Genomic DNA, 21,631 nt, shown 5'->3' on the forward strand with positions numbered 1-21,631 from the left:
TCCAAATACTCTCGCCGAAGGCGACGCCACGGATCACACATGCGCCACCTCCATCCCATGGGCTCCACCCATCATCAGGCCGATCTCGTCCACGGTCAGACCCCTGGTTTCGCGCGGCGCGCTCAGCCGTCCTTCGTTCAGGGCGGCAAAACTGTCCGAGATTTCCATCAACTCATCCAGATCCTGAGAAATACAGACTACGGCGGTGCCTTTGGCGGCGAGGTCCAGAATGGCCTGTCGGATGGCGGCTGCGGCAGCGGCATCCACACCCCAGGTCGGCTGGTTCACCACCAGTACATCAGGGTCTTGCAACACCTCGCGACCGATCACGAATTTCTGCAGGTTCCCGCCCGAAAGTGACCGCGCAGCATTGTCCGGACCCGGAGTGCGCACATCGAACGCCTCAATGATCTTCTCGGCAAAGCTCTGTGTTTCAGTCCATTTCAGAAAACCGTTTTGTTCCAACCCTTCCCGAACCGATCCGGTGAGCAGGGCGTTTTCCGTCAGGCTCATATCCGGAGCAGCCGCGTGACCCAGCCGTTCTTCCGGCGCGGTCAGCACACCCAGCTTGCGCCGCGCGGTTGGGCCCAGCTTGCCGATGGCCCGTCCGTTGAATTTGATCGCATCTGCAGCGGTCAGGATTTCACCGGACAGCACGCCCAGCAATTCGTCTTGTCCGTTCCCGGCGACGCCGCCGATCCCCAGAACCTCGCCCTTGCGGACGGTCATGTGGATATTCCTAAGCGCAGTCCCGAACTCGGACGGAGAAGGCACCGACATTCCACTGATATCCAGCGCAACGTCTCCGAACTCCCGCCCCGAACGCTCAGGGGTTTGCAGGGTCGAGCCCACCATCATCTCGGCCATGTCCCGCGCCGAAGTCTCAGACGGAACGCATTCACCGACATTCTTGCCCAGACGCAGAATGGTCGCGTGATCGCACAGTGTCCGGATTTCTTCCAGCTTGTGCGAGATATAGAGGATCGATGTGCCCTCGGACCGCAATTTGTTCAGGGTTTCGAACAGAATTTCGACCTCTTGAGGGGTCAAAACCGAGGTCGGTTCGTCCATGATCAACAACTTTGGATCCTGCAACAGGCACCGAATGATCTCGACCCGTTGCCGCTCGCCCGCCGACAGATCGCCGACAGTGCGATAGGGATCAAGCGGCAGACCATAGGTTTCCGATACTTCGCGGATGCGCGATGCCAGATCACCCATCGGTGGCGGGTTTTCCATCCCCAGCGCGATGTTCTCGGCCACGTTCAGCGCGTCGAACAGCGAGAAGTGCTGGAACACCATTGCGATCCCGTCAGCCCGCGCTGCACGGGGTTCGGGCGGGGCATATGGCTGACCGTCCAACCGCATCGTACCGCTGTCAGGCTTCACCAGCCCATAGATCATTTTCACCAACGTGGATTTGCCTGCGCCGTTTTCGCCCAGCAGGGCGTGAACTTCGCCCTGACCGATGTCAAAGGACACCTGATCATTGGCCACAACGCCGGGATAGGCTTTGGTCAGCCCTTGCAAGCTTAGCAATGGAGTGGTCACGCGCTTTGGTCCTTCTTCAAGTCATTCTGCCGAGCCGGGCGCAGAATCTGCGCAGCGACGCCCACGGCAATCATTTGCGGGTGCTTGCCCAGACCTGGATCGCCAATCGGGCAGATGATCCGGCCGATCCGCTCGTGCGGATGCCCAAGGGCCGCCAGCCGCGACCGGAACCGCGCCCATTTCGTAGCCGAGCCAATCAGCCCCGCAAAGCGGAAATCCTGCAAAAGCAGCCGGTTGCACAGCTCCAGATCCAGAGTGTGCGAATAAGTCAGAATCAGATGTTCGGCATCAGATGGGGCGTGGCGGACCAACTCGGCAGGTTTTGCCGTGGGAATGTCGGTTACACCTTCGGGAATAATGTCTGGAAATCTCTCAGGGCCGGTATCGATCCAGGTGATTGCAATGTCTGGGAGAGGAGACAGAACATCCACCAGCGCTCTGCCTACATGGCCCGCGCCCCAGATCCACATGCTGCGGGTCGGTTTGTGAACCGGTTCGATCATCCAGTCATCGATCAGTTGCGGCTTGGGGGTGACGCCCTGATTGCGCGCCTGTGCAAGAACCCGTTTGACCGCCATCGGTTCGGCGCCGGAAACCTTGAAGGTTTCCGGACCGTTTTCCGGTACGGAAAACGGCACCGCAGGTCGGGCGATGTACTCCCCACCAAGACGGGCGACGGATACGGCGTCGTAGCTTTCTGACAAGAGCGAAACCGCACCGCCACAGCATTGCCCCATCTCAGGTCCCAGCGCGTGATGTGTCAGACAGGATGCCACGGTCTGTGCCCGCGCGGCCTGCGCCGCCTGATATTCCAGCGTACCACCCCCGATCGTGCCGCTTTGCCCGTCTTTCCAGACAAGCATCGCAGCCCCTACCTCACGCGGGGACGATCCCTTGATACCGGCGATGACCACCCGGACCACGCGCCCGTGGGTTTTGACCGCCTCCCTCAAAGCTTCCAGATCAAATCCCATCAGATGCCTCCCTTCATCCTCTGGACGCCATTCCAGACTTCCTCGGCTGTGGCGGGCGCGTCCAGCGCGGGGTAAGCGTCTCCGCAGGCTGCTACCGCATTCGACAGCGCAAGCCAGGCGGAAATACCGAGCATAAATGGCGGCTCACCCACCGCTTTCGAGCGATAGATCGTGTCCTCGCGGTTCTCGCCATCCCAAAGTGCGACGTTGAAAATATCGGGCCGGTCTGAACAGGCGGGGATTTTATAGGTCGAGGGTGCGTGTGTGCGCAGATTGCCTTTGCCGTCCCAGACCAGTTCCTCGGTCGTCAGCCAGCCCGCACCCTGAACATAGCCGCCTTCGACCTGCCCGATATCCAGTGCCGGGTTCAGCGATGCGCCCGCGTCATGCAGGATATCGGTGCGCAGGATGCGGTTCTCGCCAGTCAGCGTGTCCACAGCGACCTCGGTGACCGAGGCACCGTAAGCGAAGTAGAAGAACGGGCGTCCGCGTCCGGCGATCCGGTCCCATTCGATCTTGGGCGTCTTGTAAAACCCGGTCGCCGACAGGCTGATGCGGCCTTGATAAGCCAGCGCAGCGGCTTCGGCGAAGGAATAGCGTTCTTCGCCAACTGAAACTTGGCCGTCAGAAAAGGTAACAGTCGACGGATCGGCCTGATGACGCTCGGCCAGATAATCGGCCATCCGGTCGCGGATCGTATCGCAGGCCGCTTTCACCGCCATGCCGTTCAGGTCGCTACCCGACGAGGCCGCAGTTGCCGAGGTGTTCGGCACCTTGGCGGTGTCGGTGGCGGTGATCTTCACCATCTCAAGCGGGATGCCAAAGCGCGAGGCCGCCACCTGCGCGACCTTTTGGAACAGACCCTGTCCCATCTCGGTGCCACCGTGATTCAGGTGGACCGAGCCGTCCTGATACACATGCACCAGCGCGCCCGCCTGATTGAGGTGCGTTAGCGTAAAAGAAATCCCGAACTTGACCGGAGAGAAGGCGATGCCCTTCTTGATCACGCTGTTCTCGGTATTCCATTTCGCGATGGCGGCTTTCCGCGCGGCATAGTCGCTTGATTTCAGCAAGGCTTCGGTCATGCCATGCAGCTCGAAGTCGCTGACCTCCATGCCGTAGGGGGTTGTATTGCCCCCTGCGGGTAACGGGCGAATGGGTGCGTCGCCCATCTCAACCGCGCCCCGGCTGGTCAGGTCTTCGTGCGGGTCGGGATGGCCCAGCGGTTTCTCTGCCGGTTCGGTTTCGGCAACTTTGTGCGCCGGTTCATAGTAGTTCCGAAGGCGCAGTTCGACCGGATCCAGCCCCAGCACATACGCGGCGTGGTCCATCACGCGTTCGATACCAACCATACCCTGAGGGCCGCCGAACCCGCGATAGGCGGTGGCGGATTGGGTGTTGGTCTTCAGCCTATGGCTTTCGATCCGGGCATTTGGCAGCAGATAGGCGTTATCCGAATGTAGCATCGCGCGGTCGGCGACGGGCAGCGACAGGTCCTGCGCCCAGCCGCAGATCGCGTGATGCAGGAAGGAAACTCCCTGAATATGACCGTGCTCATCAAACCCGGCCTTGTAAGAGATGCGGAAGGCGTGGCGCTTGCCAGTGATGATCATGTCATCATCGCGATCATAACGCATCTTGCACGCCTTGCCCGTCGCGCGCGCTGCCACGGCGCAAGCAACCGCCAAAGCGTTGCCCTGACTCTCCTTGCCGCCAAAGCCGCCGCCCATGCGCCGGGTCTCAACCCGGATTGCGTGCATGGGAACACCCAAAGCGTCTGCCACCTTGTGCTGTATCTCGGTGGGGTGCTGGGTCGAGGAATGCACCAGCATATCCGCGCCTTCGTTCGGCACAGCAAGCGCGGCCTGACCTTCAAGATAGAAATGCTCCTGCCCGCCCAGTTCGAAAGACCCCTCGATCACGTGGCGCGCGCTGGCAATAGCCGTGTCGGCATCACCTTTGACATAAATGCGGGGACCATCTTCAAACCGGCTGTTGGCGGCCAGCGCTTCTTCGACCGTCAGTATGGGGGTCTCTTCGGCGTAGTCGATCTTGCCCAGACGCGCGGCTTTGCGGGCGGCCAGATGACTGGTTGCGACCACAAGAAATACCGGCTGGCCAATATAGTTTACCGTGCCATCAGATAGTAGCGGCTCGTCATGGATCGAGGGCGAGACATCGTTGGCAAAGGGCAGATCAGCCGCCGTCATGACCATGACGACGCCTTTCGCGGAGTTGACTGCGGACAGGTCCATCGAGGTGATCTTGCCCTTGGCAATCGGGCTGAGTCCAAACGCCAGATGCAATGAACCTTTAGGCGTCGGGATGTCATCTACATACCGCGCTGAGCCAGACACATGCAGAGGTGCCGCGTCGTGGGGGAGGGGCTTGGTCACACTCATGCCGACACCTCCAGCACATTGGTCACTTCACCCTGATCTTCGAGGAAGTAGCGTTCCAGCATGGCCTTAGCCGTTTCCAGACGATAAGTGGCCGAGGCGCGCATGTCCGTGAGTGGTGAATAATCGTCGGCAAAGGCAGATTGCGCGCTCTCAATGGTCTCACGCGTCCACGGTTTGCCGACCAGCGCGGCCTCGACATGGGTTGACCGCTTCGGAGTTCCGGCCATACCGCCAAACGCGATGCGCGCTTGCGTGACCGTGCCGTCCGAGACGGTGATGTTGAAACAACCGCAAACGGCGGAAATATCCTGGTCGAACCGTTTGCTGAGCTTGTATGTCTTAAGTCTGTCCGGTTGACGGGGGAAGCTGACAGCCTCGACGAACTCACCGGGTGCGCGGTCTTGTTTCCCGTAGTCGATGAAGAAATCTTCGAGCGGGATGGAACGGCGTGTGTCGCCCTTACGCAGATGCAGGGTTGCGCCCAATGCGATCAGAGCGGGCGGGTTGTCTCCGATGGGGGAGCCGTTGGCGATATTGCCGCCGACGGTGGCGGCGTGGCGCACCTGAACACTGGCATAGCGGCGGATCATCTCGGCATAGGACGGGTGGTGGTCTGCCAGAGCTTCGCCCATGCGATTCATGTCGACCATCGCTCCGAAGCGAATTTCATCTTCGGTGATCGTGATCTGTTTCAGGTCCTCACAGCGGCTGAGGAAAATCACGGGGTCGAGGTCGCGCAGTTGCTTGGTGACCCAGAGGCCAACATCGGTGGCGCCAGCGATGAGGGTCGCGTCGGGGTATTCTGCATAAAGCGCCGCCAGTTCGTCGGCGGTTTCGGGTAGGAAGGGGGGCTCTGCCCCCCGGCCTGCGGCCTCCCCCCGAGGTATTTCCGAACAAGAGAAGGACTGGTCGTTGGTGACCCATTTGGGGACGGGGTGGGGTTCGGCGGCTTGAGCCGCGCGGATGATCGGGGCGTAGCCAGTGCAGCGGCACAGGTTGCCTGCAAGCTGGGTGTCGTGGTCGGTCGCGCCATTGGCGTGGCCTGCGACCATCGACATCACAAAGCCGGGGGTGCAGAAGCCGCATTGTGAGCCGTGCAGATCGACCATCGCCTGTTGTACAGGGTGGGGTTCCTGGTTGGGACCGCTGGCACCTTCGACGGTGCGGACGGCTTTGCCGTGTAACTGCGGCAGGAACAGGATGCAGGAGTTCAGGGCCTTGGCGCCGTCCTTGTCGGACACCATCACCGTACAGGCCCCGCAGTCGCCTTCGTTGCAGCCTTCCTTGGTGCCGGTCAGGCCGCGATCCTCGCGCAGCCAGTCCAGCAGGGTGGCTGTCGGATCGACATCCGCCAGGTCCACTGTCTCTCCGTTCAGAAGAAACGTGATATTCATTCGAGAAACCCGTCGCCTTACCCTGTTGCGCCCGTTGGGCCCTCCTTCGATGCGACGTAGAAAGAGTGGCGGGCGTATCGCTTGCCGTTTGATGTTAGAAACAGCGCGGGTTGTCTGGCAAGAAAAACTACCTATGTGATGCACCATTAACCAGCAGCAGCGCGTCCGCGTCGGTGTTTTTCAGTGTTCAGGCGTTTGAATCTAAAGCGATTTCTGGAACTGGGCGCTGCTAATCCCCGAAGCACCTTCTGGAAAAGCCGAATAATCAACGTCGATCTTTTTGGCGTCTCAGCGCAATGGTTCCTGCTTTTGCAGCGCGTTCCGGTAATGTAGCGTGACGGGTATGAGCAGTTCCCCCCGATTCATTCACCTTCGCGTTCACACCGAATATTCCCTGCTGGAAGGCGCCGTGCGGCTGAAAAAGCTGCCCGGCCTTTGCGAGAAGGCCGAAATGCCTGCCGTAGCAGTGACCGACACCAATTCAATGTTCTCAGCGCTGGAGTTTTCAGTGACCGCCAGCGGCGCTGGAATTCAGCCGATCATGGGGTGTCAGGTCGATTTGACCTTTGTGCAGCCGCAACCCGGTGAGAAACCGAAAGCACCCGCGCCGCTGGTGCTGTTGGCGCAGTCCGAAGTTGGGTATGAGAACCTGATGAAGCTCAGCTCATGCCTTTACGTGGATAAAGGCGGGCAGTTGCCGCAGGTCACTTTGGATGAATTGTCCGAGCGGTCTGATGGTTTGATTTGTTTGACTGGCGGGCCGGATGGGCCGGTTGGCGTGTTGCTGCAACAGGGTCAGCGCCCGGCGGCCGAGGCTTTGGTCGACCGTTTGGCCGGGATGTTCCCGGATCGGCTCTATGTCGAGTTGCAACGCCATCCGGGCGAGGATGGCCAGCCCGAGGCCGAGCGTTTGACCGAGCGCGGCCATTTGGAGATGGCCTATGCCAAGAACCTGCCTCTGGTCGCCACCAACGACGTGTATTTCCCGACCTCGGATATGTATGAGGCGCATGATGCGCTGATCTGTATCGCCGAGGGGGCGTATGTCGATCAGCAGGAGGGCCGCCGTCGCTTGACTGCACAGCATTATTTCAAGTCGCAGCAGGAGATGGTGACTTTGTTCGCCGACCTGCCCGAGGCCGTCGAGAACACGGTTGAGATCGCGCGTCGTTGCGCCTTCATGGCCTATCGCCGCGATCCGATCCTGCCGAAATTTGCCGATGATGAGGTCGCCGAACTGCGCCGTATCGCCAATGACGGCCTGCAGAAACGTCTGGCCGTGATCCCACATGCCGTGACGCCCGAGGAATATCAGGAACGGCTGGATTTCGAACTTGGCATCATCGAAGGCATGGGCTTCCCCGGCTACTTCCTGATCGTTGCTGACTTTATCCAATGGGCCAAGGATCACGACATCCCGGTTGGGCCGGGACGGGGCTCGGGCGCGGGGTCGCTGGTTGCTTATGCGCTGACGATTACCGATCTTGATCCGCTGCGCTATTCGCTGCTGTTCGAACGGTTCCTGAACCCCGAGCGGGTGTCGATGCCTGACTTTGATATCGACTTTTGCATGGATCGCCGGGAAGAAGTGATCCGCTATGTTCAGCAGAAATACGGGCGCGACAAGGTGGGGCAGATCATCACCTTTGGTGCGTTGCTGTCCAAGGCCGCCGTGCGCGATATCGGGCGGGTTTTGCAGATGCCTTACGGGCAGGTGGATCGCCTGTCCAAGATGATCCCGGTGGAGGGTGTCAAACCTGTTTCCATCGAAAAGGCGCTGAAGGATGAGCCGCGCCTGCGCGAAGAAGCGCGCAGCGAAGAGGTTGTAGATCGCCTGTTAAATTATGGCCAGCAAGTCGAGGGATTGTTGCGCAACGCCTCGACCCACGCCGCTGGGGTTGTGATCGGAGACCGTCCGCTGGATGCATTGGTGCCGATCTATCAGGACCCGCGCTCCGATATGCCGGCGACCCAGTTCAACATGAAATGGGTGGAGCAGGCCGGTCTGGTGAAGTTCGACTTTCTGGGTCTGAAGACGCTCACCGTGATCCAGAACGCGATGGATCTGATCTTCAAATCCGGGCGGGACTTGCACATCGCCCCTGACGGCACCGAGCTTTATGAACCCGCCGAAGGCGCGGTGAATGAGATCAACGCCATCCCGCTGGATGATGAGGCGACGTATAAACTCTATTCCGCAGCCAAGACGGTTGCGGTGTTCCAGGTGGAAAGCTCGGGCATGATGGATGCGCTCAAGCGGATGAAGCCCGACTGTATCGAGGATATCATCGCCCTCGTCGCGCTGTATCGCCCCGGTCCGATGGAGAACATTCCCAAGTTCTGCGAAGTTAAGAACAAGCTGAGCGAGCGCGACACGCTGCACCCCTCCATCGACCATATATTGGACGAGACCCAGGGTATCATCGTTTATCAGGAACAGGTGATGCAGATCGCGCAGGAAATGGCGGGCTACAGCCTTGGTGGCGCCGACCTGCTGCGCCGTGCGATGGGTAAGAAAATCCAAGAGGCGATGGATGCCGAACGGCCCAAATTCCTAAAAGGCGCTGCCGAAAATGATGTGGACGAGGCCAAGGCGACTGAGGTGTGGAACCTGCTGGATAAGTTCGCCAACTACGGTTTCAACAAATCGCACGCTGCGGCCTATGCGGTGGTCAGCTACCAGACCGGCTGGTTGAAGGCGAACCACCCGGTCGAGTTCATGGCCGGTGTGATGAACTGCGATATCCACCTGACCGACAAGCTGGCTGTCTATTTCGAAGAGGTCCGCAAGGGGTTGGAACTGCCATATGTTCCGCCCTGCGTGAACCGGTCTCAGGCGACATTTGATGTGGTTGACCAGCATTTGATCTATGCGCTGGGCGCGCTCAAGAATGTGGGCGTCGAAGCGATGAACCTTGTTGTTGAAGGGCGTCGCATCGGAAGCGCACAGGATGAAAAGAGCGACAAACCATTTGTGAATCTGTTCGACTTTGCGCGCCGGGTCGATCTGAAGAAGGTCGGCAAACGTCCACTGGAAATGCTGGCCCGCGCCGGGGCCTTTGACGAGCTCGACAAGAACCGCCGCCGGGTTTTCGAAAGCCTCGATCGGCTGGTGCAGTATTCGGCAGCGATCCATGACCAGAAAAACTCGAACCAGGTTTCGCTATTTGGTGAGGCAGGGGATGACCTGCCGGAACCGCGCCTGTCTCCGTCGCCCGACTGGTTGCCCGCTGAACGGCTGAGCGAGGAATTCAAGGCGATCGGATTTTACCTCTCGGGTCATCCGCTGGACGACTACATGCCCGCGTTGAAGCGCAAAGACGTGCTGACGCTGGATCAGGTGACCGAAAAGGCGCGCTCTGGCCCGTTTATGGCCAAGATGGCCGGTGTCGTCGCCGGACGGCAGGAGCGGAAATCAGCACGTGGCAACCGCTTTGCTTTCGCGCAGTTGTCGGACCCGACAGGCGCGTACGAAGTCACACTGTTCTCAGACACGCTGGAAAAATCACGCGAGTTTCTGGAAACCGGCGCGCAGGTGGTTCTGACCGCCGAAGCGACGATGGAGGCGGACCAGTTGAAACTGCTGGGCCGCTCGGTCGGTCCGGTCGACGCGGTTGTGGCCGAGGCCGGGGCGACAGGGCTGCGCATCTTTCTGGATGACGCGCAGGTCCTGCCCACTGTTGCCAAGGTTCTGGCCGATGCGGCGGACGCAGCCAAGAATGCCGCGCGCGGGCCGGTTCAGCTGCTGCTGATGGCCCAGGGCCTGCCCGGCGAGGTCGAGATGGATCTGGGGCAGGGCTTTCCGATCAACCCGCAGATCAAAGGCGCGATCAAATCGCTGGAAGGCGTGATCTCGGTCGAAGAGATCTGATCCGGGCTTTGTTGCCAGACAGTTGGCACCCCGCTAGGCTGGACGAATAAAATTGGTTTCGGAACAGGGCACGGGAGGGTGTTCACATGACGATTTCAGGTATTGGGGTCAGAACGATCACGTTGGCGGTGATCGCGTCGTTTGCAGTCGCCTCCGCCGGTTTGGCGGATGACAAGAAGAAGAAAAACACAATCGAAGGCGCGCTGATCGGTGCCGGTGTCGGTGCCCTGATCGGAGACGGCAAGGGCGCAGCCATCGGCGGTGTAGCCGGGGCGATTATCGGACATAACTGGAAATGAATGCGATGCGTATGACCGTAGCTAAATCCGCTATTCTTGGGCTTTGTGTTTCTTTGCCAAGCGCTGTTTTGGCCGATGAGACGGCCGAGCAGATGGTGCAGGACGCCTTGCCGGTGATGCACTATACCTGCGCCTCGATTGCAGAAGAGGCAGATGGCGACGAAGCCTTTGTGGTGGAGGTTGTCGGAAAGATGACGGCCCTGTCGCTCTATAATCGTCAGATCAATATCGAAGATCATGCGACGAATGACGAGGACAAGGCCCAACTGCGCGAAGCTTTCATCGCCGCGCTGTCCGAGGGCTGCGCTGCGGACAAGGATGCCCTGTTGGGCGGCGTGGTCGATAATGCTGTGAAAACGACGTTGGGGTTGTGACCCTTCAATAATGCGGCGGACGTTCGTCGCCTAGAATGATGCCGCCCGAGCCTTCCTGTGCCCGTTCCGCCTCGCGCTGTAGCAACATCTCAACCCGGCGGGTCAGGCGGTCGATCTCGGCCTGTTGTTTCGTCACAACCGCGTTCAACTCGTCCACGGTGCGGGTCAGGTGGGCGATCTGTTCTTCCAGATGTTGCATGGCGGTCTCCTTCTCCGCCGGTCATAACGGCCCTCATAGCTCAACGCCAGCGAAACCCCGCCTTGCCCCGATGCGGGGCATGGGATAGACCGCGCGCGGAACACTAAGCCCCAAGGACGCCCCACATGGCCAAGCCCAAGAAACAGCCCCGCCCCAAGGCCGTCACGCCGAAAGGGTTCCGCGACTATTTCGGCCAGGAAGTCTCGCAGCGCACCGAGATGCTGCGGACGATTGCGGGTGTCTATCATCGCTATGGGTTCGACGCCTTGGAAAGCAGCGCGGTTGAGACCGTCGAGGCGCTGGGCAAGTTCCTTCCAGATGTGGATCGCCCCAACGAGGGCGTCTTTGCGTGGCAGGAGTTTGACGAGGGTGGAAACGGCGACTGGATGGCCCTGCGCTATGATCTGACCGCGCCTTTGGCACGTGTCTATGCGCAGCACCGGAATGACCTGCCCACGCCTTATCGCCGCTATGCGATGGGTCCGGTCTGGCGGAATGAGAAGCCGGGGCCGGGGCGTTATCGTCAGTTTTATCAATGTGATGCGGATACGGTGGGTACAGCCTCGATGGCTGCGGATGCCGAGATTTGTGCGATGCTGTCGGATACGCTGGAGACCGTCGGAATTCCGCGCGGCGACTATCTGGTGCGGGTCAACAACCGTAAAGTTCTGAATGGCGTCCTTGAGGCGATGGGTCTGGGCGAAGACGCCGCCGCCCGCGACAATGTCCTGCGCACCATCGACAAGTTCGACAAGGTGGGTGAGGCCGGTGTGCGAGAGCTGCTGACCAAGGGGCGTCTGGATGCCTCGGGCGCGTTTATCGATGGCGTGGGACTCAGCGAAGATCAGGCCGAACCAGTGATTGCCTTCCTGACATCTAAGGCCCCGGATACTGCGGGAACGCTTGCGAACCTTCGAGCAGCCGTGGGTGACAGCAAGATCGGCGCCGCTGGGATCGCCGAGTTGGAACAGATCGGTGCGTTGCTGGATGCGGGCGGCTATGGCTCTGACCGGATCGAGATTGACCCATCGGTTGTCAGGGGCCTCGGATACTATACTGGGCCGGTTTACGAGGCCGAACTGACCTTTGAGATATTCGATGAGAAAGGCCGCAAACGGCAGTTTGGATCGGTGTCAGGCGGCGGGCGCTATGACGATCTGGTCAAGCGGTTCACAGGGCAGGAAGTGCCTGCAACAGGTATCTCAATCGGCGTGGACCGCCTGCTGGCCGCCCTGCGCGAGAAGGGCCGGATCACCGCGCAGGCGACGGGCCCCGTGGTCGTCACGGTGATGGACCGTGACCGGATGGCAGACTATCAGGCGATGGTGGCCGAGCTGCGCAATGCGGGTATCCGGGCCGAGGTTTATCTGGGCAATCCGAAGAACTTCGGCAACCAATTGAAATACGCGGACAAGCGGAACGCGCCGATTGCGGTGATCGAAGGTGGCGACGAAAAGGCCAGCGGGATCGTGCAGATCAAGGACCTGATCCTAGGCGCGAAGATCGCCGAAAGCGCCACGCTTGAGGAATGGAAAGAACGCCCCAGCCAGTTCGAGGTGCCGCGCGCTGATTTGGTCGCCAAGGTGCGCGAAATTCTGGACAGTCAGGACTGAGCGATGCCCAACCGTTCCCAGATACAGGCCCGCGCCGCGATGATGCGCGTCCGGTTCGAGGCAGCGGGCGCGCAGGTGGTGGATACGCCTCTGCTACAACCCGCCGGGACGTTGCTTGACCTTTATGGTGAAGATATCCGCGCGCGGGCCTATGTGACCTCGGACGCGCTGCGCGGCGAGCAGATGCTGCGCCCGGATTTCACCCTGCCGGTAGTGCAGATGCACATGTCCGAAGGGGCCGAGCCCGCGCGCTATACCTACTCTGGCGAGGTATTCCGTCGTCAGGAACACGACCCGGATCGCTCGAACGAGTACATTCAGGTCGGGTATGAAGTCTTTGACCGCAATGATCCCGCCGGGGCCGATGCCGAAGTATTCTCGTTGTTTGCCCTTCAATTGCGTGGGATACCATTGCGCGCGGCGACCGGGGATATTGGCATCCTGACTGCCGCCGTTGCGGGGCTGAAAACCACTGACCGGCGCAAAGCCGCGCTAATGCGGCATCTGTGGCGTCCGCGTCGGTTCCGGGTGTTGCTTGATCGCTTTGCGGGTCGCAAGCCGGGTCCCGAGGGGCGCGACGCCCTGCTGGACGCAGCGGACCCATTGGCAATTGACGCGCCCATGATCGGCAAACGCCGTGCCTCTGAGATTGAGGCGCGCATCGCCGCGCTGCGTGAGGACCGGGATACCCCGCCTATTTCAGATAGTGAACTGGTGGGGCTGGAAACGCTGCTGAACGTGCGCGAAACCATGCCCTTTGCTTTGGAACAACTGCGCGACGTCGCGGTGGATCTGCCCCAGATCACCCCTGCGCTGGATCGGCTGGAAGGTCGGATCGCCGCGCTGCAGGCGCGGGGCGTCGATGTCGAGCGGTTGGATTTCGAAGCCTCCTATGGCCGTACGTCGATGGAGTATTATGACGGTTTTGTCTTTGGCTTTTACGCCGAAGGCCGCCCGGACCTGCCGCCGATCGCCACCGGTGGGCGCTATGATGCACTGACCCGGCAATTGGGTGGCGGCGCAGAAATCCCCGCAGTGGGCGGCGTACTGCGCCCCGACCTGATGCTCGAGATCGAGGAGGGCGCGCAATGAGCCTGAAGCTAGGCGTGCCCTCGAAGGGCCGGTTGATGGACAAGACCTTCGCGTGGTTTGAAAAGCGCGGCATCACTTTGTCGCGTAGCGGATCGGATCGGGAATATGCGGGCAAGGTCGAAGGGATCGACGGTGTTTCGCTGATCCTGTTGTCGGCCGGGGAAATTCCGCGCGAACTGGCGGCAGGGCGCATTCATCTGGGCGTTACCGGCATCGATCTGGTGCATGAGAAACTGCCGCGGTGGGAGCAACAATTGGAAGAGGTCGCAGCACTGGGGTTCGGCAAGGCGGACCTGATCATTGCGACCCCGGCCTGTTGGGTCGACGTAGATACGCTGGATGATCTGGACGCGGCAGCAGCGGCGTTTCGCAAGACACATGGTCATAGGTTGCGGATCGCGACCAAATATCACCGGCTGGTGCGCGAGTTCCTGACGGACGCGGGCGTGGCCGATTATACTCTGGTCGACAGTCAGGGCGCGACCGAGGGCACGGTGATGAACGAAACCGCCGAGGCGATTGCAGATATCACCTCGACCGGCGAGACGTTGCGGGCGAACCACCTGAAAATCCTGACGGATGGGCAGATTTTGCAGTCACAGGCGACTTTGTGGCGCAGTCGGGTGGCGAAATACGACATGGGTGAAAAAGCAGTTTTGAACGACCTGCTGGACCGACTGGGTTAAAGCACGCCGATATCGGCCAGCGCGCGGTTCAGATCGTCGGGCAGAGCATCGTCCTGCTCGCGGGTTTTCGGCAGATCGGCGGGCGTGTCTTCGGGTTTCAGATAGCGCCAGCCCTGAAACGGGCGCTTCAACGCGTTTTGCGTGCGATGCACCTCGGGGTCCAGCACGATGGCGCAGCGGCGAATACCGTCCTCGCCGCGCACTTCGTCCAGACGCAGGATACGCTGTCGGCATTGGACAACGCCTTTGATCACCCAATAGATTGATCCGCCATTCAGAATCTCGGCCTCGCGCTTGGGCCACATGCGGGTCACGTGGCGCGGGCAGCCGTCCTGATACAGCGGTTTGCGGCTGTCCTGCCACGCCATCAGCGTGTCGACGCTTTCTGATCCGACGGATAGTTTGATGAGGTTAACGTACTTATCCACAGCTTTCCCACAGAGTCGTCCATCGACTATCTATCCATTGTAGCTCATGCGCGATTGTCATCAAGGTATAGTGGATGATAGTCTATATCTCTTCGCCAACACAGGGAATCACCAATGAGCCGCTTTGCCGCCCCCATCGCCGAGCAGATCTGGGACATGAAATACCGCTTTAAACAGGCGGATGGGACACCCATCGATCAGACGGTCGAGGACAGCTGGCGGCGCATCGCCCGCGATCTGGCGCGGGTGGAACAGGACCCGGCCCATTGGGAAGAAAAATTCTACACCGCATTGGAGGATTTCAAATACCTCCCCGCCGGGCGCATCACCGCAGGCGCTGGTACCGCGCGTCAGGTGACGCTGTTCAACTGCTTTGTCATGGGCACCGTGCCCGACAGCATGGGCGGCATTTTCGACATGCTGAAAGAGGCCGCGCTGACCATGCAGCAGGGCGGGGGGATCGGCTATGATTTCTCGACGATCCGCCCGCGTGGCGCGGATGTGAAGGGGGTCGCGGCGGACGCATCGGGGCCGTTGTCGTTCATGGATGTGTGGGACGCCATGTGCCGCACGATCATGTCCGCAGGCTCGCGCCGGGGGGCGATGATGGCGACCATGCGCTGCGATCACCCCGATGTCGAACAGTTCATCACGGCGAAATCCGACCCGGCGCGGCTGCGCATGTTCAACATGTCGGTGCTGGTGACCAATCCGTTCATGGAGGCCGTCAAGGCCGACGGCCCGTGGGAGTTGGTGTTCGACGGCAAAATCTATCACACCATTCAGGCCCGTGATCTTTGGAACAAGATCATGCAGGCCACCTATGACTATGCCGAGCCGGGTGTGATCTTCATCGACCGGATCAACAAGGCCAACAACCTAAACTACGTCGAAACCATCGCCGCAACCAACCCCTGTGGCGAACAGCCTTTGCCGCCCTATGGCGCGTGTCTGCTGGGTTCGATCAATCTGGCGCGTCTGGTGGCCGAACCGTTCGAAGGATCGGCGCATTTGGACGAGGCGGCTTTGCAGGAGTTGGTCGCCACTGCCGTGCGGATGATGGACAATGTGGTGGATGCGTCCAAATTCCCGCTGGCCGAACAAGAGGCCGAAGCGCAGGATAAGCGCCGCATCGGGCTGGGCGTGACCGGTCTGGCCGATGCACTGCTGATGCTGGGCCTGCGTTATGGGTCCGACGAAGCGGCGCGTCAGACCGAGCGCTGGTTGCACGCCATCGCCCGCGCCGCGTATCTGGCGTCGGTCGATTTGGCCAAGGAAAAAGGCGCGTTCCCCCTGTTCGAGGCCGAGAAGTATCTGGCCAGCGGAACGATGCAGCAGATGGACGAGGACGTGCTCGACGCGATCCGGAAACATGGCATCCGAAATGCTTTGCTGACCTCCATTGCTCCGACGGGGACGATTTCCCTTTATGCGGGCAACGTGTCGTCGGGGATCGAGCCGGTCTTTGCCTATGCCTACACGCGCAAAGTGCTGCAAAAGGATGGCTCGCGCACCGAGGAAGAAGTTGTGGATTACGCCGTCCAGATGTGGCGCGACAAGTTCGGCGATGCCGAGTTACCTGACTATTTCGTCAACGCGCAGACGCTGACTCCGGCGGATCATGTGAAGATGCAGGCGGCGGCGCAGAAATGGATCGACAGTTCGATTTCCAAGACGATTAACTGCCCCGAGGATATCAGTTTTGACGCCTTCAAGGATGTCTACATGCAGGCTTGGGATCAGGGCTGCAAGGGATGCACGACCTATCGCCCCAACGATGTGACCGGATCGGTCCTGACCGTATCGGAAAGCGACGACAAGGCCCCCGGCGAAAGCGCCGATGCCCCGCATGGGACGGACGGAGGTGAGGTTGTCTATATGTCCGAACCTCTGGACCGTCCGCAATCGCTGGAGGGGTCGACGTATAAGTTGAAATGGCCCGATAGCGAGCACGCGATCTATCTGACCATCAACGACATCGTCATCGGTGGGAGGCGGCGTCCGTTCGAGGTGTTCATCAACTCGAAGAACATGGAACACTACGCCTGGACACTGGCCCTGACCCGGATGATTTCGGCAGTGTTCCGGCGGGGTGGGGACGTATCCTTTGTCGTCGAAGAGTTGAAGGCCGTATTCGACCCGCGCGGCGGCGCATGGGTCAAGGGTAAATACATCCCGTCCATACTGGCTGCGATCGGCGGTGTTATCGAGCAGCACATGGTCAATATCGGCTTTCTGGAAGGTGAGGGCATGGGCCTGAAATCTGACCCTCAGGCGCAGGTGGTGAACATGGACGCCCCGCGTGGCAAGGCGTGCCCGTCCTGTGGTCAGTTTGACATGGTCATGATCGAGGGCTGCATGACTTGCCGCAGCTGTGGTCATTCCAAATGTGGTTGAAACTGTGAGCCTGACGCCAAAGACAAATCCCCGAACCAGCTGTTCGGGGATTTGGAGTTTCAGAAACTGATCGGCATTGATGCGCTCGGCGGAGGGTCAGGCAGCGACGACCTTCTGTCGTTGAACGCCTAACCCTTCGATCCCCAGTTCCATTGTGTCGCCGGGTTTCAGATAGGTCTGTGGATTCTGACCCATGCCCACGCCCGGTGGGGTGCCGGTGGAAATCACGTCTCCGGGCTGCAGCGACATGAACTGTGACAAATGCGATATGACGGTCGCGACCCCAAAATGCATCGTGCGGGTCGAGCCGTTCTGATAGCGGTGGCCGTTTACCTCAAGATACATCGGCAGGTTCTGTGGGTCGGCAACCTCGTCCCGCGTTACCAGCCATGGGCCGATGGGGCCGAACGTATCCGCCGACTTGCCTTTGACCCACTGGCCCGAGCGGTGCAGCTGAAAATCGCGTTCAGACAGATCGTTGACTACGCAGTATCCGGCGACGTGATCCAAAGCTTCGGATTCCGAGATGTATTTGGCCTCTTTCCCGATGACTACACCCAGTTCGACCTCCCAATCGGTTTTGACCGATCCGCGCGGGATTTCGACAGTGTCGTCGGGGCCGATGATCGCCGAGGTCGCCTTGAAGAAGATGACTGGTTCCTGCGGCAGTTCCATGCCGCTTTCGGCTGCGTGATCGGCATAGTTCAGGCCGATGCAGATGAACTTGCCCACATGACCAACACAAGCTCCGATCCGCGGTGTCCCGTCGACCTTCGGCAGGCTGAAAGGATCCACTGTGCGCATCCGGGCAAGTGTTTCATCCCCAAGCACATCGCCCGAGATGTCATTGACCACACCCGAAAGGTCGCGGATTGCACCCTCGGAATCCAGCAGTCCGGGTTTTTCAGCGCCCTTCGGGCCAAAGCGTAGCAGTTTCATGTTTTCTTCCCTTATTGCTTAGATCGTCCAGCCGCCATCGATGGCAAACGGCTGGCCGGTGGTGTATTGGCTGGCGTCGCTTGCCAGATACAGGGCAAGTTCGGCAATTTCGTCGGCTGTGCCGATGCGGCCCATTGGCTGGCGCGCGATGAAGTCGGTCATGGCCTGATCGTAGTCACCGGTGGCGCGCAGCCGGTCATGCAGGCTGGGGCTGTCGACGGTGCCGGGGCAGATCGCATTGCAGCGAATGCCCTGGGTCACAAAATCGGCGGCCACCGATTTGGTCAGCCCGATCACTGCCGCCTTCGAGGCGCAATAGGCAAACCGGTTGGGCACGCCTTTCATTGACGATGCGACTGACGACATATTGATGATCGATCCGCCGCCGTGTTCCAGCATTTTCGGCAGGGTCAGCCGGATCAGCCGGTACATGGCCTTGACGTTGAGGTCGAAGCTGAAATCCCAATCCTTCTCGTCACAGTCAAGAATCGAGCCCCCGGCCACATAGCCGGCGCAGTTGAACAAAACGTCCAGTTTGGGTAGCGCTGCCGTCGCTACATCGACAGCCCCTGCATCGGTAACGTCCAGTCTAAGGGAGGTGATGCCATCAATGCCGTCGAGTTCGGCAAGCGCGATGTCATTGATATCGCTGGCGATCACATTTGCGCCTTCGCGGGCGAAAAGCTCGGCAGTTGCGCGACCGATGCCCTGACCGGCTGCGGTGATCAGAGCGGTTTTGCCAACAAGCCGGTTGGCGGGGGTGAAAGATGTCATTCGAGGCCTCATGGTTTCTCGGGTAGCAGGTCGTTTGGGATATCCTGATAGCAAACTGGCCGCAGAAAACGGCGGATTGACAGTGTTCCCACCGAGGTTGCGCCGAAATTGGTCGACGCAGGGTAAGGGCCGCCGTGGACCATACTGCCGCAAACCTCGACCCCGGTGGGGAAGCTGTTTGCCAGAAGGCGTCCGGCCTTGCGTTCCAGCAGTGGTAACAAGGCACGAGCGGCAGGTTTGTCGCCCTCATCCAGATGCAGCGTGCAGGTCAGTTGGCCTTCGATGGCACGGGCAATCTGCTGCATCTGCGTGAGGTCCCTTGCCCGAACGATCATGCCCAGCGGGCCAAACACCTCTTGCTGCAAATCATGGTCCGCCAGCCAGTCGTCGCCGGAAACGGTGAACAGATAGGGGGCGGCAGCGCGCGACTCGCAGTCGTGGCCCATGACCTGACTGACACCGGTGCCCGCCGCAACCTGCGATACGCCCTGACGGTAGGCATCGGCAATTCCATCTGTCAGCATCGTCTGGTCGGCCACTGCGGACAATCCGATTTCGGCCGCAGTCTGAAACGCTTCTGCACCCGGGCCATCGACCACAACGACGATGCCGGGATTTGTGCAGAACTGACCAACGCCCATGGTCAGCGATGCCGCCCAATCCGTACCGATCTCGGCACCGCGTGCGGCAGCGGCTTGCGGCAGGATGAACACTGGATTGACCGAGCCAAGTTCACCGTAAAATGGAATCGGTTCGTCACGTTGCGCACACAGGTCGAACAGCGCCCGACCACCGCGCAGGCTGCCGGTAAAGCCGACCGCCCGGATCAGCGGGTGCTGCACGAGACGCGCGCCCACCTCGTGCGCGCCATCCTGCACCAGTGAGAACACACCCGGATGCACTCCGGTTGCCTTGATCGCCGCATCAATGGCTTGCGCAGCGATTTCCCCAGTGCCCGGATGGGCGGGGTGGCCCTTGACCACCACAGGGCATCCGGCGGCCAACGCCGCAGCCGTGTCGCCTCCTGCGACCGAGAAGGCCAGCGGAAAGTTGGACGCGCCAAACACGGCGACCGGCCCCAACGGGCGCTGGATTAGGCGCAGGTCCGGGCGAGGCAGAGGCGCGCGATCGGGTATTGCCGGGTCGTGACGCAGGTCCAGATACGCTCCGGCTTCGATGTGATCGGCAAATAGGCGCAACTGCCCCACCGTGCGGCCGCGTTCGCCCTGCAGGCGGGCGTCGGGCAGGCCGGTTTCCTGGGTTCCTATTTCGGTTATTACCTCTCCGCGCGCATCGATCTCGTTGGCAATTCTGCGCAGCAGAGCAGCCCGCTCGTTGCGGCTGGACCAGCCGTATGCGGCAAAGGCTTCTTCGGCGGCCTCGACCGCAGCATCAACAATCGCTGGCGTGCCCATCGCAAAATCGTGGCGGGGGCCGTGGGCGGGGTTCGAGGCGAACGTGGTCCTGGAACCAACCCATTCGCCAGCGATCAGGTGCTTTCCGGTCAACATATTCAAATCCCTCTCAAATCAGACCACGTCGAGCGAGGTTTCGCATCAGGTGGGACGCCGCAAATGACCATTCAGGGCATTCGGTTGACAGGCGCACCGTATTGGTCAATGCCCCAAGCTGGTCATTGGTGATGGTAACGACGTCGCCCAGTTTGTGCGTGAACCCTCCGCCGGGGGTATCACGGTCCTGTGTCGGGGCAAACAGGGTGCCAAGAAACAGCATCAGCCCGTCGGGGTACTGGTGATGGCGTCCGATGGTCTGTCTCACCAGATCGGCAGGGTCGCGGCTGATCTGGGACATGGACGAACTGCCATTCAAAACAAACCCGTCCGGCCCAGTAACCGTCAGCATCAATTCGGCCCTGCGCACGTGATCCAGCGTGAAGGTATCGTCGAGCAGCCGGATCATCGGCCCTATTGCGCAAGAGGCGTTGTTGTCCTTGGCCTTGCTGAGCAACAGGGCAGAGCGCCCTTCGACATCGCGCAGGTTCACGTCATTGCCCAGCGTGGCACCTTTGATTTCACCTTGCGAGGTCACAGCCAGAACCACTTCGGGTTCGGGATTGTTCCAGGTCGAGATCGGATGCAGGCCGATTTCCGCACCAAAGCCCACCGACGACAAAACCTGCGCTTTTGAGAACACTTCGGCATCGGGGCCGATCCCGACCTCAAGATACTGGCTCCAGAGGCCCTCGGATGTCAGTGCTTCTTTGACCTTTGCGGCCGCGTCCGACCCGGGCACGATATCTGACAGGCTGTCGCCGATCCTGTCTCCGATGCGCAACCGGATCGCGTCTGCCTTGGCCGGATCACCTGCCGCCTTTTCCTCGATCACACGTTCCACCATGGAACCCGCGAAGGTGACGCCGCAGGCTTTGATGGCTTGCAGATCACAAGGGGCCAGCCATTCATGTTCTGCACCAATCGGGCCGATATCCTCGCCTTGCGCCGAGCGGATGTAGTCTACGGCGTTGTTCTGCTCCAGAACGTCGCGGGTGGTGGGCGCAGATCTGGATGTAATATCCACAACACGCCCATCGCGCAGCGTTACAACGCAGGGGCCAATCCCCTGACGTTCGATACGACCGAGCCACAGCCCGTTTGGGTCCAGGAAGGGTAAGGTCATG

The 21,631-nt window shown here is 60.4% G+C and carries 17 protein-coding genes; 7 read left to right on the forward strand and 10 right to left on the reverse strand.

Going from position 1 to position 21,631, the window contains the following annotated elements:
• Positions 1–33: 33 nt before the first annotated feature.
• From ACR0FG_RS09065 to xdhA, 4 genes are read right to left on the reverse strand one after another with little or no spacing between them, the layout of a single operon-like run.
• The gene (locus tag ACR0FG_RS09065; RefSeq protein ID WP_480892210.1) at positions 34–1,551 is read right to left on the reverse strand and encodes an ABC transporter ATP-binding protein; all 1,518 of its coding nucleotides are present in this window, start codon (positions 1,549–1,551) and stop codon (positions 34–36) included.
• A complete protein-coding gene (gene xdhC / locus ACR0FG_RS09070; RefSeq protein ID WP_480892213.1) occupies positions 1,548–2,525 on the reverse strand; it encodes a xanthine dehydrogenase accessory protein XdhC in 978 nt (325 codons plus the stop codon). Before xdhC ends, ACR0FG_RS09065 begins: the two co-directional genes overlap by 4 nt.
• Positions 2,525–4,927, reverse strand: a complete 2,403-nt coding sequence (xdhB, locus tag ACR0FG_RS09075) for a xanthine dehydrogenase molybdopterin binding subunit (RefSeq protein WP_480892215.1) — start codon at positions 4,925–4,927, stop codon at positions 2,525–2,527. The genes xdhC and xdhB overlap by 1 nt, the downstream gene beginning before the upstream one ends.
• Positions 4,924–6,321 (reverse strand): xanthine dehydrogenase small subunit, encoded by a 1,398-nt coding sequence (gene xdhA / locus ACR0FG_RS09080; protein WP_480892218.1) that lies wholly within the window; start codon positions 6,319–6,321, stop codon positions 4,924–4,926. Before xdhA ends, xdhB begins: the two co-directional genes overlap by 4 nt.
• A 343-nt stretch (positions 6,322–6,664) precedes the next feature.
• Between xdhA and dnaE the strand changes: the two genes are divergently transcribed.
• The 3 genes from dnaE to ACR0FG_RS09095 all read left to right on the forward strand — a co-directional run bounded on the left by dnaE (position 6,665) and on the right by ACR0FG_RS09095 (position 10,865).
• Entirely contained in the window at positions 6,665–10,192 is a 3,528-nt protein-coding gene (gene dnaE / locus ACR0FG_RS09085) for a DNA polymerase III subunit alpha (protein ID WP_480892221.1), read from the forward strand.
• 86 nt (positions 10,193–10,278) lie between these two features.
• The gene (locus tag ACR0FG_RS09090) at positions 10,279–10,491 is read left to right on the forward strand and encodes a YMGG-like glycine zipper-containing protein (RefSeq protein ID WP_170713329.1); all 213 of its coding nucleotides are present in this window, start codon (positions 10,279–10,281) and stop codon (positions 10,489–10,491) included.
• Positions 10,492–10,502: 11 nt separating this feature from the next.
• Complete coding sequence (locus ACR0FG_RS09095) at positions 10,503–10,865, forward strand: hypothetical protein (RefSeq protein WP_480892223.1); 363 nt, start codon at positions 10,503–10,505, stop codon at positions 10,863–10,865.
• 4 nt (positions 10,866–10,869) lie between these two features.
• Here the strand turns inward: ACR0FG_RS09095 and ACR0FG_RS09100 are convergent, their stop codons facing one another.
• The gene (locus ACR0FG_RS09100) at positions 10,870–11,064 is read right to left on the reverse strand and encodes a SlyX family protein (RefSeq protein ID WP_170713322.1); all 195 of its coding nucleotides are present in this window, start codon (positions 11,062–11,064) and stop codon (positions 10,870–10,872) included.
• Positions 11,065–11,189: 125 nt separating this feature from the next.
• Between ACR0FG_RS09100 and hisS the strand changes: the two genes are divergently transcribed.
• Genes hisS through hisG form a run of 3 tightly spaced genes read left to right on the forward strand, consistent with a single transcriptional unit; the run spans position 11,190 to position 14,455 of the window.
• A complete protein-coding gene (gene hisS, locus ACR0FG_RS09105) occupies positions 11,190–12,677 on the forward strand; it encodes a histidine--tRNA ligase (RefSeq protein WP_480892226.1) in 1,488 nt (495 codons plus the stop codon).
• A 3-nt stretch (positions 12,678–12,680) separates the two neighbouring features.
• Positions 12,681–13,769, forward strand: a complete 1,089-nt coding sequence (locus ACR0FG_RS09110; RefSeq protein WP_480892228.1) for an ATP phosphoribosyltransferase regulatory subunit — start codon at positions 12,681–12,683, stop codon at positions 13,767–13,769.
• Positions 13,766–14,455: an ATP phosphoribosyltransferase gene (hisG, locus tag ACR0FG_RS09115; protein ID WP_480892231.1), complete on the forward strand. Its 690-nt coding sequence runs from the start codon at positions 13,766–13,768 to the stop codon at positions 14,453–14,455. Before ACR0FG_RS09110 ends, hisG begins: the two co-directional genes overlap by 4 nt.
• On the opposite strand, the gene ACR0FG_RS09120 is transcribed toward hisG, so the two are convergent.
• Positions 14,452–14,883: a DUF1489 family protein gene (locus ACR0FG_RS09120; RefSeq protein ID WP_480892233.1), complete on the reverse strand. Its 432-nt coding sequence runs from the start codon at positions 14,881–14,883 to the stop codon at positions 14,452–14,454. The two genes, hisG and ACR0FG_RS09120, sit on opposite strands and share 4 nt — an antisense overlap.
• A 114-nt stretch (positions 14,884–14,997) precedes the next feature.
• On the opposite strand from ACR0FG_RS09120, the gene ACR0FG_RS09125 reads away from it, so the two are divergent.
• Positions 14,998–17,280: an adenosylcobalamin-dependent ribonucleoside-diphosphate reductase gene (locus ACR0FG_RS09125; RefSeq protein ID WP_480892236.1), complete on the forward strand. Its 2,283-nt coding sequence runs from the start codon at positions 14,998–15,000 to the stop codon at positions 17,278–17,280.
• A gap of 96 nt (positions 17,281–17,376) precedes the next feature.
• Here the strand turns inward: ACR0FG_RS09125 and ACR0FG_RS09130 are convergent, their stop codons facing one another.
• The 4 genes from ACR0FG_RS09130 to ACR0FG_RS09145 are packed head-to-tail and all read right to left on the reverse strand — an operon-like array spanning position 17,377 to position 21,630.
• The gene (locus ACR0FG_RS09130; RefSeq protein ID WP_480892239.1) at positions 17,377–18,219 is read right to left on the reverse strand and encodes a fumarylacetoacetate hydrolase family protein; all 843 of its coding nucleotides are present in this window, start codon (positions 18,217–18,219) and stop codon (positions 17,377–17,379) included.
• A gap of 18 nt (positions 18,220–18,237) precedes the next feature.
• Positions 18,238–18,993 carry an SDR family oxidoreductase gene (locus ACR0FG_RS09135; protein WP_480892242.1) on the reverse strand — a complete coding sequence of 252 codons (756 nt, stop codon included), beginning with the start codon at positions 18,991–18,993 and terminating at the stop codon, positions 18,238–18,240.
• Between the two features lie 8 nt (positions 18,994–19,001).
• Positions 19,002–20,504, reverse strand: coding sequence for an aldehyde dehydrogenase (NADP(+)) (locus ACR0FG_RS09140; protein WP_480892244.1), 1,503 nt, complete (start codon positions 20,502–20,504; stop codon positions 19,002–19,004).
• Positions 20,505–20,517: 13 nt separating this feature from the next.
• Entirely contained in the window at positions 20,518–21,630 is a 1,113-nt protein-coding gene (locus ACR0FG_RS09145) for a fumarylacetoacetate hydrolase family protein (RefSeq protein ID WP_480892245.1), read from the reverse strand.
• Between the last annotated feature and the right edge of the window lies 1 nt (position 21,631).

Source organism: Ruegeria sp. E1, from assembly GCF_056534225.1.